The 17414-nt window shown below is 43.8% G+C and carries 11 protein-coding genes; 9 read left to right on the top strand and 2 right to left on the bottom strand.

Annotation, left to right across the window (positions count from 1 at the left end; all coding sequences use genetic code 11):
• Position 1 precedes the first annotated feature (1 nt).
• The 9 genes from FJ444_RS07440 (at position 2) to FJ444_RS07400 (ending at position 12832) form a co-directional block, all read left to right on the top strand.
• Positions 2–1324 (top strand): FAD-binding oxidoreductase, encoded by a 1323-nt coding sequence (locus tag FJ444_RS07440; protein WP_140957415.1) that lies wholly within the window; start codon positions 2–4, stop codon positions 1322–1324.
• A 109-nt stretch (positions 1325–1433) separates the two neighbouring features.
• Positions 1434–2597, top strand: coding sequence for a DUF1624 domain-containing protein (locus tag FJ444_RS07435; protein ID WP_140957413.1), 1164 nt, complete (start codon positions 1434–1436; stop codon positions 2595–2597).
• Positions 2598–2715: 118 nt separating this feature from the next.
• Positions 2716–4299 carry an ABC transporter substrate-binding protein gene (locus FJ444_RS07430; RefSeq protein ID WP_255439067.1) on the top strand — a complete coding sequence of 528 codons (1584 nt, stop codon included), beginning with the start codon at positions 2716–2718 and terminating at the stop codon, positions 4297–4299.
• Between the two features lie 466 nt (positions 4300–4765).
• Entirely contained in the window at positions 4766–5572 is an 807-nt protein-coding gene (locus tag FJ444_RS07425; protein ID WP_140957411.1) for an SDR family oxidoreductase, read from the top strand.
• 51 nt (positions 5573–5623) lie between these two features.
• On the top strand, positions 5624–6766 hold the full coding sequence (locus FJ444_RS07420; protein ID WP_140957409.1) for an alpha/beta hydrolase: 1143 nt from the start codon (positions 5624–5626) through the stop codon (positions 6764–6766).
• Positions 6767–6867: 101 nt separating this feature from the next.
• Complete coding sequence (locus FJ444_RS07415; protein WP_140957407.1) at positions 6868–7404, top strand: Crp/Fnr family transcriptional regulator; 537 nt, start codon at positions 6868–6870, stop codon at positions 7402–7404.
• Between the two features lie 79 nt (positions 7405–7483).
• On the top strand, positions 7484–8383 hold the full coding sequence (locus tag FJ444_RS07410) for an NAD(P)-dependent oxidoreductase (protein WP_140957405.1): 900 nt from the start codon (positions 7484–7486) through the stop codon (positions 8381–8383).
• Positions 8384–8649: 266 nt separating this feature from the next.
• Positions 8650–9756, top strand: a complete 1107-nt coding sequence (locus FJ444_RS07405; RefSeq protein ID WP_140957403.1) for an efflux RND transporter periplasmic adaptor subunit — start codon at positions 8650–8652, stop codon at positions 9754–9756.
• 1 nt (position 9757) lies between these two features.
• Positions 9758–12832: an efflux RND transporter permease subunit gene (locus tag FJ444_RS07400; RefSeq protein ID WP_140957401.1), complete on the top strand. Its 3075-nt coding sequence runs from the start codon at positions 9758–9760 to the stop codon at positions 12830–12832.
• Positions 12833–13889: 1057 nt separating this feature from the next.
• On the opposite strand, the gene FJ444_RS07395 is transcribed toward FJ444_RS07400, so the two are convergent.
• Together FJ444_RS07395 and FJ444_RS07390 are read right to left on the bottom strand one after the other, a co-directional pair.
• Complete coding sequence (locus FJ444_RS07395; RefSeq protein ID WP_140957399.1) at positions 13890–14654, bottom strand: SDR family NAD(P)-dependent oxidoreductase; 765 nt, start codon at positions 14652–14654, stop codon at positions 13890–13892.
• Between the two features lie 10 nt (positions 14655–14664).
• Positions 14665–17196 (bottom strand): beta-glucosidase, encoded by a 2532-nt coding sequence (locus tag FJ444_RS07390; protein WP_140957397.1) that lies wholly within the window; start codon positions 17194–17196, stop codon positions 14665–14667.
• Positions 17197–17414 lie beyond the last annotated feature (218 nt).

The raw sequence follows: 17414 nt of genomic DNA, 5'->3' as shown, positions 1-17414 counted from the left end.
CATGTCACCAGCGCTTAAAAAAATATCCAATAGCGAAAAATTCCCTGATGAAGTGGATGTTGTTGTTATTGGCGGCGGAATTATAGGCGCTTCAGCGACCTATTTTTTGGCCAAACAAGGGTATTCCGTAGCACTTATTGAGAAAGGTCTCGTTGGGTGTGAACAATCCAGTCGTAATTGGGGATGGTGTCGTCAACAAAATCGAGACGAAAGAGAACTGCCTACCTCCGGATTGTCAATGCGATTGTGGGACGAGATGTCCCGTGATATTGGTCTGGACCTGGGGTTTAGACGCTGTGGTCTTATTTACACTACTGATGATCCAAAGCAATTGGCTGAATGGGAAAGCTGGCGAAGTACCGCAAAGCAATTCGATATCAACACCAAAATGCTAAGTGCTAAGGAAGCAAACTTAACGGTACCAGCAAAGGGCAGAAATTGGATCGGAGGTGTTCATTCTGTCGATGATGGTAAGGGAGAGCCATCGTTGGCTGCGCCCACTATTGTTGAGGGGGCAAAAATACTTGGGGCCTACCTTCATCAGCAATGTGCTGCCAGAGGGCTGGATATCACAAATGGCAAAGTGACAGGTGTTGTGACCGAAAAAGGCACAATCAAAACCTCACGAGTGCTTTGTGCGGCGGGTGCCTGGGCATCCACTTTTTGTCGCCACCTAGGTGTAGACTTTCCACAAGCCAGTGTTAGACAAACTGCTTTAAGAACAGCGCCTACGGCAAACTTAGGTGAAGCCATTTATACATCGGGTTGCGCATTAACCAGACGGTTGGATGGTAGCTATACGATAGCATTAAGCGGTACTGCAAAACTGGAAATTACGCCGCAAGGGTTGCGCTATGCAAAAGAGTTCTTCCCGATGTTTTTAAAACGATTAAAAGCAGTGCAAATCGGGCTAGGCAGTTCATTTTTTTCAGGCCCCGAAGCAATTAACCGCTGGGAGAATTCCACTGTCTCACCGATGGAACTGATTAGAATTCTTGATCCGGCGCCAAGTAAACAAAATGCCCGCAAAACCATCGCCGCGGTGAAAAGTATGTTTCCGGCTCTGGCCAACGTCGACATCGTTGATAGTTGGGGGGGCTATGTAGACTGCACGCCAGATGCGGTGCCTGTGATTTCTGAAGTTGACAATGTAGAAGGGTTTTATCTGGCAGCGGGGTGCTCAGGACACGGGTTTGGCCTTGGACCCGGCCTGGCAAAAGTTGCATCTGATTTAGTTGTTGGCGCACCACCGGTGTTGGATTTAACGCCTTTTAGACTCTCACGTTTCCACGGCGGTGAGAAATTGGAGGTCGGTGCGCTATAGCCCGACAAAATTATGGAATCACTAATCAACAAATTTGAAAAGTGATGAGCTCTCGCATCAGTCCAGCACTGTGCGGGGTTACTTCTCGTCAATGAGTAGGAATATAAAAATGGAAATAGCAGGGCGAAACGAAGTAGTACTGCATAAAAAGAGAATTGCTTCTATCGATATATTGCGTGGTTTGGTGATGTTGCTAATGACGGTTGACCACGTTCGGGAGCGTTTTTTTTATCACCTGAATGTGTCGGATCCAATGGATATCGATACCACTAGTCCACAACTATTCTTTACACGGATCACCGCGCACTTTTGTGCGCCAGTATTTGTTTTTTTAACAGGACTTTCAGCGTGGCTTTATGCCAATCCTCCCGGCAAAAGTTCACGTTCTGCTACCGGCTTTTTGTTCAAACGCGGTGTATTTATTATCTTTATAGAAATTGCAGTGATCAACTGGTTGTGGTCTGGAACATATCAAACACTGTGGTTGCAAGTTATGTGGGCTATAGGGATCAGTATGGTCTTTTTATCGCTTCTGAGTAAACTGCCAGCCAAAGCAATACTGTTATTGGGCTTTACCATTGTGTTTGGTCACAACCTGTTAAGCCCAATTACTTTTGACCCGTCTGATACGGGGTATGCGTTGTGGTCATTTCTGCATCAGAAAGGGTTTATCTATACGTCTGAAGTCTTCCGAATTAAAATTTCATACCCGGTTTTACCCTGGATTGGGGTAATTTTACTCGGGTTCAGTATGGGGCCGGTCTATGCGCAATCGATGCAGAGTCAAACGCGTAAGAAGGTGTTGCTCACGAGTGTGTGTAGTATGTGGATGTTGTTAATTCTGCTACGCAGTACCAATTTTTATGGCGAGCCCAATTTGTTTGAAGTGCAGGAAAATACTATTCAGACTGTGATGTCATTTATAAATTTCACCAAGTACCCGCCATCGCTTGATTTCCTTTTATTCACGTTAGCAGGCGCATTCCTAGTGCTTTATTTATTGGAAAACGTAGACAACAGATTATCCAAATGGGTTGAGACATTCGGTTCAGCGCCTATGTTTTACTATATCGTACATTTAACTGTTTTGTTGGTTAGCTATCGCGTCGCGTTGGCCATAATGGGGCCAAATTACGGCGACATGCTGGTGTTCGGCGATTTATGGCAAGTGTGGTTTGTGGCGGCCATCTTAGTATGTCTATTGTATGTTCCGACCAAGGCGTTCTCTGCGTTCAAGCGGCAAAGCAAGAATCCATTAATTAAATATTTTTAAAATTCATTCAATGCAGGAGCAGTTCTTGCCTCTGCATGAGATTTTAATTCATGTTGCTGATTTCAGTTCAGGCAAGTACTAAGTTGCATCAAAGTCGTAGGACAAGAGACAAATAATTATGGCAGCAAATAATGAGTTCAACACACGCAGGGATTTATTAAAGTATTTAGGCGTTGCAGGCATGGCCACAGCGGCCAGTGGTATGTTGATTCCGAATTACCTATTGGCGCAACAATATGAAAAAGGCGCCGGGGAAACCCCCAAATATGGTGGCAAGATAAGGGTTGCAACGACGTCATCTTCAACCAAAGATACGCTGGACCCAGCTAAAGCCTCTTTGGGAACGGATTATGCCCGTATTTATATGCTCTATAGTGGCTTAACTCAATTTAACGAGTCTTTAGGAGCTGAACCTGCTTTGGCTGAACGACTCGAAACAGAAGATCAAAAGATCTGGTTTATCGAGTTGCGTAAAGAAGTAACTTTTCACGATGGAAAGCCACTTACATCAGCGGATGTTCAATATTCTCTGATGCGACACAAAGATCCTGAGTTAACCTCTCGCGTTGCGCCAATCGCCGAACAATTTGAGGAGGTAACTATACTTGGCTCTCATAGTTTGCGCCTCACACTAAAAACAGCAAATGCTGATTTGCCAACAATTCTGGCATCATCAAATTTTTGCATTGTCGCTGAGGGTACACAAAACTTCAGAGATACAGCAAACGGTACTGGCCCATTCAAATTGAAGCAGTTTTCACCCGGGATCAGAACGGTTGTTGAAAAAAATCCAAACTATTGGAAACAAGGTAAACCTTATTTACAAGAGATAGAACTGGTTGGAATTTATGATGAACCCTCCCGCGTCAATGCGCTCCTCGCGGGAGATTTGCAGATTGCCGTTGCAATTAACCCCAGATCAACCAAAAGGATAAAAAATTCCGGTAAATGTGATGTTTTACAAACAGAGTCGGGCTTGTACACCAATCTGGTAATGAGAAAGGATACCTACCCAACCAATAGCGATGATTTTGTTCTTGCTATAAAGTATATGCTGGATCGTGAAACCATAAAAAGAGCGCTGTTTCGAGGGTTTGCCACTGTAGCTAATGATCATCCAGTCCCCCCATCCCATAAATATTATAACTCGGAATTACCACAACGCCTCTATGATCTAGATAAAGCAAAATACTATTTAAAAAAATCGGGTATGAAAGGAGCAAGGTTTCCTATTTTTGCCACCCAGGCAGCCGAAGGGTCAGTTGAAATGGCGGCCATACTTCAATTATCGGCTATCGAATGTGGTTTCAACCTTGGAATAAATCGGGTGCCAGCCGACGGATACTGGTCTAATCATTGGATGAAACATCCACTTGGTTTTGGCAATATCAACCCTCGACCAAGCCTTGATGAGCTATTTAGTCTTTTTTACAAATCAGACGCGCCCTGGAATGAATCTGGTTGGCAGAATAGTCAATTTGATCAGCTATTGTTACAAGCCAGAGGTGAAGGAGATGAAAGCAAACGAAAACAAATGTATTGGGATATGCAGGAGTTGATTGCACAGCACTGTGGTGTAAGTGTACCAGTTTTTATGAACCTGATTGATGGATTCGACAAGCGCATCAAAGGGTTCAAAGCCATTCCTACGGGTGGACTAATGGGGTATATGTTTGCGGAGCATGTTTGGTTTGATGCGTAATTAACAATATGACTGCAGGCCCCGGGTAATCCACGGGGCGTTGCCATTCAGATTACGAATTGTATTTCATTCTTATACCCACTTCCCTATTAGGCGTGTAATGCGTCGGCAGCTAACACACGATAGTCCTAAGTAATTTATCACGACCAATCAACAAGTTAATCGTAGCAGTGATATCTACTTGTAAGATCGATATCGACTCCTTTATCACTAACATCCACAGTTATAAGGAAAAATCTAATTTCTCGCTGTTCTAGCCCATAAATTCTTTTGTGCCTTTTATTCTTAGGCCCGCTCTCTTTTCAATTGTAAATAAAAAGATAAAAAAAGATTGCAATAAACATCTCTAGAGATTAATTTACATCTCTAGAGATTTTTATTGCGTTAACCGCTAAGTTAATTTTTCCCCTAGAAAGTCAGGCTAAGAAAAATAGAAACTAGTAATGGGACAAGTGGAGCTTCACAGATGGTAGTGAAAAATAAAGTGTTTGTTGTAACCGGTGCAGGAAGCGGAATGGGAAGAGAGATCAGTCTCTCATTGCTCACTCGTGGTGCTCTGGTCGTAGCGGTTGATATCAATGAAAAAAACCTGATAGAAACCAAAGACCTAGCATCCGTGAATGCTGAAAATCTTAAAAGCTTCGTACTGAATATTGTAGACATAGACGCTGTTAATCAGCTACCAGAACAGATTATTGGTGTATTTGGACACATTGATGGCCTGATAAATAACGCAGGCATTATTCAGCCTTTCGAGCGTATAAAAGATATTAGTCTTTCAACGATTGAAAAAGTGATCAATGTAAATCTTTACGGTTCACTTTATCTTATAAAAGCACTGTTGCCTTATTTACAAGAGAGACAGGAAGCCCACCTTGTCAATGTATCGAGTATGGGTGCGCTTGTTCCAGTTCCTGGACAAGTCATGTATGGTGCCAGCAAAGCAGCGATAAAATTACTAACGGATGGACTTCGTTCTGAACTGGCTGACACCAGTATTCACGTTAGTCTGGTCATTCCCGGGGCCGTTAACACCAATATAACCTCTAATTCAGGTGTCGCAGGATTGAGCGGTGTGGATGCATCTGGCGATAAAGTGCTGAGTGCTGAAAAAGCAGCTCGCATTATTGTTGACGGGATAGAAAAAAATAAGGCCAGGATTTTTGTGGGTAAAGATGCACGTATATTAGACATATTAAGTCGCATCAGTCCTGCTTTCGCTGCAAGCATCATCAATAAGAGTATGGCAAAGCTATTGCCCCCCTCTGCGTAACAAACTCCTACAGCAATAAAGATAACTATTTATTATGGACAAGAGCGAACAATGAAATACTACGCACTCCTCATATCTTTTAAGCTTTTTCTACTTTCTTTTACACCTTTTGCATCATTCGCAGAAGCATCTGAATGCGACAGCGCAAAAGAACTACTCCAAAAGTTTGAGCAAATTCCTCTGCGCAATGAAAAGCTGGACACAAGCGGCGAACTCGTAGAATGTATAGGTGAATCCGTTATTTTGCGGAATGTGACCCAGGCGACAATAAGCCCTGTTCTTCCTGAAAAAAACACAACGGGCTTAGCCGTTGTGGTGGCTCCCGGCGGCGCCTTTATGATGCACAGCATTATGGCCGAAGGCTATGACGTAGCAGAATGGCTCGCATCTAAAGGTATTAGCGCATTTGTACTCAAGTACCGACTTAATCCTACTCCGGAAAGTCATGATGATTTTCGAAAGCTTAGTCGAGAGATATTAGGCACAGGAGAATCGCTCAAACAATCTGATCAGCAATCTGAAGCAACTCCAGAGGCGCTTCAGGATGCCCAGGATGCGATAGCATATATACGCCAAAATGCGGAAAAATGGGGCGTAAAATCGGACCGAATTGGCATTGTTGGATTTTCAGCCGGCGCAATGACTGCATTGTCTGTTGGCGATACACAAATTGCACTATCAAAACCAGACTTTATTGCCCCTATTTACCCTCCCATGTCATCCCGTAGAGTACCTTCTCATGCGCCACCAATGTTTTTATCTATCGCCCTGGATGACAACTACTTCGCCAAAGACAAGCCCTTGGAGTTAATAAACTCATGGCGTCAGGCGGGGATTCCAATTGAGGCTCACTTACATCAAAGTGGTGCTCATGGTTACAACCTTTACGACAAAAATCACTCGGCAAATCTATGGCGTGAGTTGTTTTTTGCGTGGTTAACCGACCGCGGATTAACGACAACTAAGATACACTACTCCGTTGATAAAACAGTAATTGGTACTTTATTGGATAATCCAGAAGCAAGAAAAATACTGGCTAAGGTGATTCCCAATATTGTTGCCTCAGATGACAAAAATAACCCTCAGAGTAATGCCATGCGACAAATGACATTGTCTGCACTTAAACCATACTCGCAGGGTTCGATTACAGAAAAGCACCTAAAAAGCATTCAAAAAGCGTTAGATGAACTGTAGTGTTTTTCCCCTAAGGGAAGCACAACATTAATAGGAGAATTGCTAAATACTGACATTTTTTCTAATGTTTGTACTTCCCTAAATCCTACTTGAGATGTGACATGAAAAAAAGATCTGATTTGTATGAGGTGTTTCTGCAACATGCCAAACCAGTCAGTTATCAGAAGCGGGAATCAATACTCAGAGAGGGGGAACACTGCAATTGTGTGTACCTGATTGAACAAGGATTTGTGAGGTCCTGGTTTAATGACGACGGTAACGACATAACATTTCAGTTTTTCTTTCCCGGCGACATTGTGACGTCATTTGAAAGTATGAAAATGCACCTGCCTAGCTTATACAATATAGAATCAATCAGCGCGGTAACACTAAAAAGGCTGACTGAATCAGAACTGAAGCTCATTCTTAAGGATTCCCCTGACCTAAACGCAGTTATCACAGATTATCTGACTGACAGGCTTTACCGCTATCAAAAATTATTTATATCACGCATAAAAAATAGCCCGCAGAGACGATACGAAGAACTGCTAGAGCATTCACCTGAAATTTTTAATGAAATCCCCCATCACTATATTGCCTCATATTTAGGCATCACACCTGTCTCCTTAAGCAGAATTAAAAATAAACATCCACTCTGATAACAATTGTTAATGCCCGGTTTTGTGCAAGCAGTAAAGTTTCACCAACTTAACGCTAAATCAAACCAAGGTATTAATTATGACAAATACAAACAATTCATTAAGAATAGGCTTTATCGGGTTGGGTAAAATGGGGGCCGGAATCTGCGCTAATATCCAGGATGCCGGTTATCAGTTAACGGTGTACAACCGAACACACGAAAAAACGGCACCATTTGTGGCCAGGGGTGCGACTGCAGTGTATTCAATCACAGAAGTACTGGATAGTTCTGATATCATTTTTTCCAGCCTTTTGGACGATAAGTCCCTATTAGACCTATGCCTGCAAAACAATGGAATTGCACAGCACAAAGCTGCTGGTAAAATTCATGTTGGTCTAACAACCGTTTTGCCCGACACCTCATCGAAACTGGCAGAAGCGCATCAACGTGTTAGTTGCCATTATATTGCAGCACCTGTGGTTGGCAGACCAGACGCCGCAGCAGCTGGTGCACTCATATCATTTATCGCTGGCGACAAAAGTGCAACCGAAATAATCACACCAGTTGTAAACACTTACACAAAAAAGCAAGTTTACCTGGGCCCACATACCAGTAGTGCCAATGCATTGAAAATTTGCACTAATTATATGGCCATGACCCAGCTGAATATGCTCGGGGAAATATTCACCTATGGCGAAAAAAGTGGACTGAACAGAGATCTCGTTGCGCATGTAGCAAGCCTTTTCTTCGCAGGTAATGAGCCCATGCTTGAATACGTCGATAGAATAAATAACAGAGATTTCGATACGGTTGGATTCAACTTGTCTGCCGGCCTTAAAGACGCCCTGATATTTGATCAGGCATTCACTGATGCAGGCCTATACGCAGGAGCTATAGCCAAAGCTAAAGAAAACTTACTAACGGCAAATGCCAGAGGGTTAGGCAACAAAGATTGGAGTGCGCTGACCGAAATGACACGCCAATCTTCCGGACTGTAATTTACTTATCAATAAGGGAGAGTATCGAACCTCTCCCCCATTCATTGTTATCATTTCTATAACCCTCCTCGAATAAACATTTTTATAACATTATCAATTTCTCTTTGATTATATATCTTTAGAGATATATCATTAGGGATATTATTGTTGCCGAAGCTATGTAAACGTCAACATCAAAACAGTTCCGTTGTCCAAAGTTCGCCAAAAAAACAAAAAGCTAACTGCATCGGTATCTGTCAATAAAGACTTTTTGTAGGTTGCCTAGAATGAAGATTAGCTCTAATCGTGTTTTAAATGCATGTATCACAGTTGTCGCTCTGCTGTTAATGGCTGGTTGTGAAGAAGAAGCATTGACCGACTTGAGACCTCCCAGAAGTGTATTAACCGTTGAGACTGTTTCGCCCGCTAAAGCGTTCTGGCCTCAAACCCTCAAAGCAAATGGCGAGATTAACGCCTGGCAGAAGGCGTCGATTAGTAGCGAGATCGCAAATCTAAAACTATTGGAAATATTGGCCGATGTAGGTGACAAAGTAGAAAAGGGTCAGGTACTTGCAAGATTCGATACTGCGTCCGTAAAGCTCGATGTAGAGCAGGCAAAGGCCTCTTTACTGGAAGCCGAAGCCAATTTACTTTATGCGCAAAAACAAGCTGAACGGAATATTAAATTGAACCAAAAGGGTACCGTCAGTGATGACGCGCTACTGCAAAGTGAAGTCAACGCCAAGTCAGCAAAAGCTAAACTGATTTCTGCCCAGGCAAACCTGGACTATCAACAATTCCGATTGGAAAGAGCCATTGTGACAGCGCCAGACGACGGCGTGATATCGGCAAGAAATGCACAAATAGGTTCCGTCTACACTCCCGGCACCGAACTTTTTGAATTAATAAGACAAAACCGCTATGAATGGCTCGCAGAGTTGTCGGAAACACAATTTAAACGTGTAGAGGTCGGGCAAAATGTAACGCTGATATTAGATTCAGGGCATCAGATTAAAGGAACGGTTAACAGGAAAGCGCCTTTGGTTGATAAGTCCACCCTTACGGCTACCGTATATGTAACGCTTCCACAGGATCCAAATATATTGGGTGGCAACTTTGCTTCAGGAAATATAGAGCTTCCACCCAAAGAAGTCACTTACCTGCCTGAAAGCAGCATTGTTTACAGAGACGGCTATACCTTTGTAATGGCCGTGGTTGAAAATGCAATACAGCCCATCCGTGTTGTAACCGGACAGCGTCACAGCAAATTTGTTGAAATTTTTACAACACTGAACAGCACAACAATGTTTGTTAAATCTGGTGGCGCTTTCCTCGTTAATGGTGACAAAGTTGAGGTTTCTTCTCAGCCGAACACCAGTACACAAGGGGAATAGTATGAACTTTTCAGCATGGGCCATTAACCGCCCTATCCCACCTATCTTATTATTTATGCTCATGTGCCTTGCTGGTCTTGTTTGTTTTAAACAATTGCCCATTCAACATCTGCCTGATACTGATTTTCCAATAGTTAAGGTAGTTGCCAGTCTCCCCGGTGCATCTCCTTCCACACTTGAAAACGAGGTCACCAGACGTCTCGAAGACAGCATTGCGACTATTGGCAATGTCCGGCACATCACTTCGACTATCAATGAAGGGAATTCTGTCAGTATTGTTCAGTTTGAATTGGAAGTTGATTCACAACAAGCAGTTAGTGACGTACGAAATGCCGTTGAAACAGTGAGAAATCAGTTACCATCGGAAATGCAAAACCCGGTAATTTCCCGCATGAGCACCACGGGTTCAGCGATTCTCGGATTCTCCGTACACTCTGACATGTTATCCGAAACAGAATTATCCTGGTTCACCGACAATGAAATCAGCAAACAACTACTCACTGTAGAGGGCGTAGGCGAAGTTAAACGAACAGGTGGTAATGAACGCGAAATAAGAATCGAGCTGAGTCCTATCAAACTTGCTGCGTTGGATATTACTGCTGCGGACGTATCAAACCAACTTAAAAGTTTATTGAAAGACGCTCCTGGCGGAGAAAGTGAAATTGGTGGTATGCGTCAATCAATCAGGACGATTGCAGCAGCCGGTAACCGTGATGACATTGCAGCGATAACCATAACGTTATCGGATGGAAAAGCGGTCAGACTTGATTCCATTGCGGCAATAAAGGACACCTTTGCAGAGCGTAATCAGCTTGCTTTAGTAAATGGCAAGGAAAGTGTCACTTTCGAAATAAAAAGGGCCCGGGGAGCCAGTGAATTAGAAACAGCAGCTAGAGTCCGTGACAATATCGCTATCATCCAGAAGAAATATCCTCACGTATCCATAGAGGAAATTTTTAATACTATTTCACCGGTTAAAAATAACTATGATGCTGCGATGAATACCCTGTTTGAGGGCTCAATTCTGGCAATAATAGCGGTTTGGATATTCTTAAGGGATGTCCGAGCGACACTGGTTGCATCCGTTGCATTACCACTTTCTATACTACCAACTTTTGCATTTATCTACTTCCTGGATTTCCAGCTTAACTCGATTACATTGCTGGGAATGACCCTGATTATTGGCGTTTTGGTGGATGACGCTATTGTAGAGATAGAAAACATAGAAAGGCACTTGCATCACGGACTCACTCCCCGAAATGCTTCTTTGGTAGCAGCCAACGAAATTGGCCTGGCTGTGGTTGCAACCACATTTACACTGGTTGCAGTATTTTTACCAACCGCATTTATGAGTGGTATGGCGGGAGTCTTCTTTAAGCAATTCGGCTGGACAGCCTCTATCGCCGTACTGTTTTCATTACTGGTGGCCCGACTCATTACCCCCATGATGGCAGCCCAAATCATGCGTGCCAAACCGACACAAAAGCATACGCAGTTAGATTCTCCAGGCAAAGTAATGAGCACATACCTCAAAACTGTTCGCTGGAGCCTGAAAAATCCGAAAACGACCCTAGTGCTAGCCTTCGTTTTCCTTGTTATGTCGATAATGCTGGTTATGCAAATTCCTACCAACTTTGTGGATGCTGATGATCAGGACCAGATTTTGGTCTCGCTGGAAACACAACCCGGGAGTCAATTGTCAGAGACTATCATTGCAGCTGAGCAGGCAGGTGCATTGCTGGAACAGTTCGACGAAGTCGAAAATGTGTATATCCGAGCAGGCGATGAAAATGGCAATGTGACTCAGGCAAAGATTGTCGCCACACTTTCACCTATCGTGGACAATGACCGGAGAACGCAGCAGACATTAGAAGGGATACTGCGGGAAAAAGTCACATTGATCCCAGGGGCACGAATCACTATTGGCGGAAATAATGCCGGCCAGGTTATGGAAATTGGACTAAAAAGCGATAATACCTATGCGCTTGAAAAAGCGGCCACTGAAATCGTAGGCGCCCTGCGCGCCCAACCGGGCATGGGCAACGTGATTTCTAGCTCAGGTTTAATGCGTCCTGAGTTAACCATAGCACCTTATTATGATCGTGCCGCGGAATTAGGGATCACGACAGCAGCTATCAGTGACGCCATCAGAACAGCCACTACCAGTGAGTATGAGCAGTCCTTACCACGGCTCAATTTACCTGACAGACAACTTTATGTCAGAACCATGATTGCAAAAAATGATCTGACAGATGTTGACACCGTTCGTAACATCAAAGTTGTTGGTAACAGTGGAGCAGTGCCACTTGGTAGTTTTGCGACTATGAGTTTTGAAGGCGGTCCCGCACAGATAGACCGCCTCGACAGAACCCGGACAATCACCATAAAGATTGATACGATGAATCAGCCTCTTGGTGAAATTACTCAACTGATTGAAAGTATTCCCGAACTCAAAAACCTGCCAAGTAGTGTTGAGCGTGTTTCTGCAGGCGATGCTGAACAGCAACAGGAATTATTCGCAGGCTTTGGAATGGCCATACTGGCAGGCGTTCTCTGCGTTTATGTTGTTTTGGTACTGTTGTTCCATGACTTTTTGCAGCCTATAACTATTCTTGTCGCGCTCCCCTTGTCGGCGGGCGGTGCATTTTTAGCGCTCTATATTTGTGGTTACAGTTTGTCACTCTCATCGCTAATCGGTTTAATTATGCTAATGGGGATTGTAAGTAAAAACTCTATCCTTTTAGTGGAATTCGCCATCATGTCCCGGGAAGAAAAAGGGCTATCCCGAACTGAAGCAATAGTCGACGCCTGTTCTAAGCGAGCACGTCCAATTATTATGACCTCATTCGCGATGATTGCGGGTATGTTACCTATGGCCCTGCAAATAGGTGTACCGTCAGCATTCAGAGGCCCTATGGCAATTACTGTTATCGGCGGTCTAATCACATCAACAGCATTGAGTTTATTGGTAGTGCCCTGTGTCTATGTGCTAGTGGATAAACTAAAAGTTAGGCTAAGAAAACTGTTCAAAACTCAAGAACAGTTCGAACCTGCCGGCCACGCCAACGCGAGTTGATGTTTCTACGTGTCCACGGACAGTAAAAATACGAAACCGATATTTACCTAAAAATATGATGAATGGCCTTCGCAGGAAAATATGTCTGAATACCATGAATTTCAGAAACATTGTGCTTGTGTAATTGGCCATAAATCCAATAATCAATTCAGGGATAACTATCATAAGTTGAATATTTCTTCAGTTCCATGGCCGAAATATCGCATAACCAAATCGATTTGAAGCAAAAATCAAATAAATTTCTTCGGTCAATGTGTGAAGAATTTTATGCTAAAGAATAAACTCCAGCCAATGCTCAAAGAAATAAACTCGATAGACGACTGTTTCTGGTGAAGGAACTTCATTTCCCGATAGATAAAAACGGCATAATTATTACGTGCCATCGATGATTAGATTAAAACAGTAAATCTCATCAGACTAGAGAGGAGCTCCATTGAATGACACAATTTTCGTGAATTTAGAGCAAGAGTGTAATATTCCGCAGGCAATTCTAATATATTGCCTATCCTGGACAATACCGAATTGCTTTTTATAAATTTGCAGCTCAGCGATACATCATTGATGGAATAAAACACCAATGAAATATCAACCGGTATTGTGAGATTGCGTGCTATTTTTAAAAATGAGAATTTAGCCTAAATACCAATAAGTCTGTGAAGCTAAATAGGTAATTGAATAGTTCTCCTATTCAATGAAATTAGATGCCTCGCATACTTTTTAGTTTCGATGGTAGTAACTGGGTGGTGATCATCAAGGTAACCTTTACGTTAGATAGTTAAATCAGATAACGTAAAAATCGCACTAGTGGCTACTGCAGACTGATATGTTTATGCGTTTTTGACACTTCCAAGAATGGGCTTTCAGGGCATGTACTAGGTATCGCTGAAAGGTTATACACCCTGTCTATCAAATAAAAAACGTTGCTTTAAATTAATATTTTTTGATATTTCAGTTGCGAATCCATCTTACAACGAAAAAACGAATTACTTTATATCAGGCGCATATGGCAGCGAAACCCCAGACTTTAACACTATCCGGGGTTCATTCTTTTACCGGCCTAGGTGCGCATAATGGCCCCGCCATCAACACAAACCGTCTGCCCTGTAATCCATGCAGCCATGTCTGAAAGTAAAAAGGCCACAAATGCCCCCATGTCCTCTGGAGTGCCGACTCGAGGAGCGGGGATCATCTGTAATACCATATCGACTAAATGACCAGAGTTTTGTTTTCCACTCTCAGTTAGTACAAGACCTGGCGAAACAGCATTACACCGGACTCCTTGTTTTCCGAAGCGACTTGCGGTATTTCGGGTCAGCGCCCCTACTCCGGCCTTTGTTACGGAGTAACTCAGCTTATCAGGCATGTTTGCATACACAGCGTCAGATATCGTATTAACGATAGAACCGCCACCAGCAGCAATGATATGTGGGGTGGCGTACTTGGTCGTAAGCATATAACCCGTTAGGTTAATATCGATATTGCGTTGCCAGCAGGCAAGATCTATATCGACTGAGTTTGTGTCCTGTGCTACCTCAGTTGGATCTATATTCGCTGCGACATTGAATAAGCCGTTTATCTGTCCAAACTCACTGATAGCAAACGCCACAAGTGCTTTAACTTGTTCTTCATTCGCAATATCCAGCGTTGTTGCAACACCATCCCCACCCGCATTTTTGACGACTTCAATGCAACGCTCAGCGCTTGCAATATTAATGTCGCCCACAACGATTTTGGCTCCGCTTTGCCCCAAATATTGAGCAACGCCATCTGCAATACCACCGGCACCTGCGAAAACAATAACTTTATCTTTTAACCCTTCCATTGCTCGCTCCTTACTGAATTGAAACACTGGTTGAAACTGGTAAATTACGTGATGAACTTCCAATTGAAATACGGTAACTGCCTGACTCAGTTACCCAGTCATGCTGATGCACATCAAAATAGGCGAAGTCACGTTTAGTAAGGCTGAAAGACACTGATTTTGTTTCTCCCGGGGCGAGTGAAATTTTATCGAATGCCCTCAACTCATTCTCGGGTCTGGGAACAAGACGTGCTTCATTGTCACCAACGTAAACCTGAACAACTTCCTGCCCGGCAACGCGGCCGGTATTTTTTACTTTCACGCTAACACTAACCGTTCCGGACGCTGTGTCGACAGACGCTGATAAATCACTGAATGCAAAATCTGTGTACGACAAACCATGCCCGAACGGATATAGCGGCTCTATGTTTTTCTTGTCGTAATAACGGTATCCGACAAACACGCCTTCGCCGTAATTCGCGTCCCGTCCACCACTGTAGTGAATATAAGTTGGGTTATCTTCAATACGTTTTGGGAAAGTCAGTGGTAATTTACCTGAAGGATTTGTTTTACCAAGCAGTACATTTGTCAATGCATGGCTGCCCTCTTCACCACTGAACCAAGCTTGCAATAACGTTGGTACTTTCTCATCCCAGGGAAGACTCACTGGTCCGCCAGAATTAAGCACCACAATCGTATTTGGATTCGCTTTGACCACGGCTTCTACCAATGCATTTTGTTGGCCAAACAAAGTCATATCGCTACGGTCATGACCTTCTGTTTCCGAGGTTCGGGAAGATCCCACAAAAACTAAAGCCACATCGGCATTTTTTGCCGCTGCAACTGCATCTTCAATAGCCCCCGCTGGGGTGCGAACATTAAAGTAAAAAATTGGCCAGGTTTTCGCAGACTTTGTATAACGCATTTCAATAGGAACGGGCTTACCTGCAGTCAAGTAGACCTTTTTACTGGGCTTGTCTTGTAAGTTTTCCCATTCTTTATCATCTACATTTGCGCCGTAAATAGCCTTGCCGTCGACAAACAATGATGTGTTGCCGTGGCCATGTGCAGCAAACTCATACTCACCATCCACCTCTGGCCAAAAATAGCCTGTCCACTTGACACTGAACGACGGGTTCTTGAAATAAACTTCCCGACCAAATCCCTTTTTCTCAAACCAAGTGTCTTGCTTGGTGATTTCGGGCTGCCCGGAAAAGTCAGGGTTCGCGAAATAGTCGGCACTTAAACCAACGATTTTCCTGGCTTTGTCAGTACTAAAATAATTGCCCTCTGCTGGCGGTGGTGACTTATCATTATCGACACCTTTTGCATAAGTAACCGTCACGTTTTGAGGCAGTTGTTCACGCAAACTTTCAAGCGGCGATACTATGTCGGTTGGCACCACTTTTGAGCTACCGCCGCCACCGGTCAGGGCGATATTGGCATTAGGACCGATAACCGCCACAGAACGAAGTACTTTTGTGTTTAACGGCAGTACGCGTTGATCATTTTTTAAAAGCACGATGGACTCTTCCGCGGCTTTCAGCGCAATATCCCGATTATCTTCAAGCGCCTTAAGGCCCACGCTTTCGGTTGTTTTTCCAAATTTTCCGGTACGGAAAGCAAGTCTTAGCAACCTTCTTGCGGCCTCATCGATCACGCTTTCTTCAACCTGCCAATGCTTAACGGCTTCCGCTAACTTTGCATCAAAGAATTTACCGGGTCCCGGCATTTCCAGCGTTAGTCCACCATTGATTGCACTCACCGAGCTATGTAACGCTCCCCAGTCTGACATTATGACACCGTCATAACCCCATTCTCCACGCAATACATCATTGAGAAGGTAATCATGCTCTGTCATATAGGTGCCGTTTACACGGTTGTAGGCAGCCATGAAGGTCCACGGGTTCGATTCTTCCAGCATGATTTCGAATGGCTTCAAATAAAGTTCACGTAACGCACGCTCGCCAATATTTGAACTTCCCCGCCCACGTTCGAGCTCTTGTTCATTACCTACGAAATGTTTTGCCGAAGACCCAACGCCTTCACTCTGGAGACCTACAACATAGGCAGCACCTAGCTTGCCGCTGAGGTACGGATCCTCAGAAAACTGTTCAAAATTACGCCCAGCCAACGGCGTTCTTTGAATATTCACTGCCGGCGCCAACATCAAGTCAACCTTCCTGGCTCTTGCATCTCGGCCAATCGCTGCACTGACCTGATTGACCAGCTCAGTATTCCATGTTGAGCCAAGCGCAATGCCGACTGGATAGGCGAGTGTTGGATCACTGCCTAAATCCCTGACCCCTGCCGGACCGTCAGAGAAAACAATAGATGGGATCCCCAGGCGTTCTATTGCTGCTGTAGAAAATGCATCACCGCCGGCAAGTAGGGTAATTTTTTCTTCCAGTGTTAATTGCGCAAGCAACTCTTCAACCTGCTGTTCCGAATAAGAGGTTTCATTTTTGTAGGGTACGGCTGTTTCTGCATTCACAGTAACCACTGAAGAGTGGGTAAAAATACATATTCCCAACAGTGCTGAAGACAATTTCGTTAACTTCATATCTTTAATTCCAAATATCTATACACATCTACGGTGCTTCAATTAATGTGAGTGGTTCTTGTACAAGTCGGCAAGAACGTCAAAAGCGAGTTTTTCTCCCCTTTTTCTGACACAACGCCTTTACGGTTATAAATGTCCTGTATACCGCTGAACTCTCTTAAATAAGAGCGAGAACCCATAAACAGTAAGGCTAACGTACCCTTAACAACGGTGCTGGA

Source organism: Aestuariibacter sp. GS-14, assembly GCF_006494365.1.
Lineage (GTDB): Bacteria > Pseudomonadota > Gammaproteobacteria > Enterobacterales > Alteromonadaceae > Alteromonas > Alteromonas mangrovi.
The sequence above is the reverse complement of the archived record's forward strand: the minus strand, read 5'-3'. Positions and strand labels throughout refer to the sequence as shown.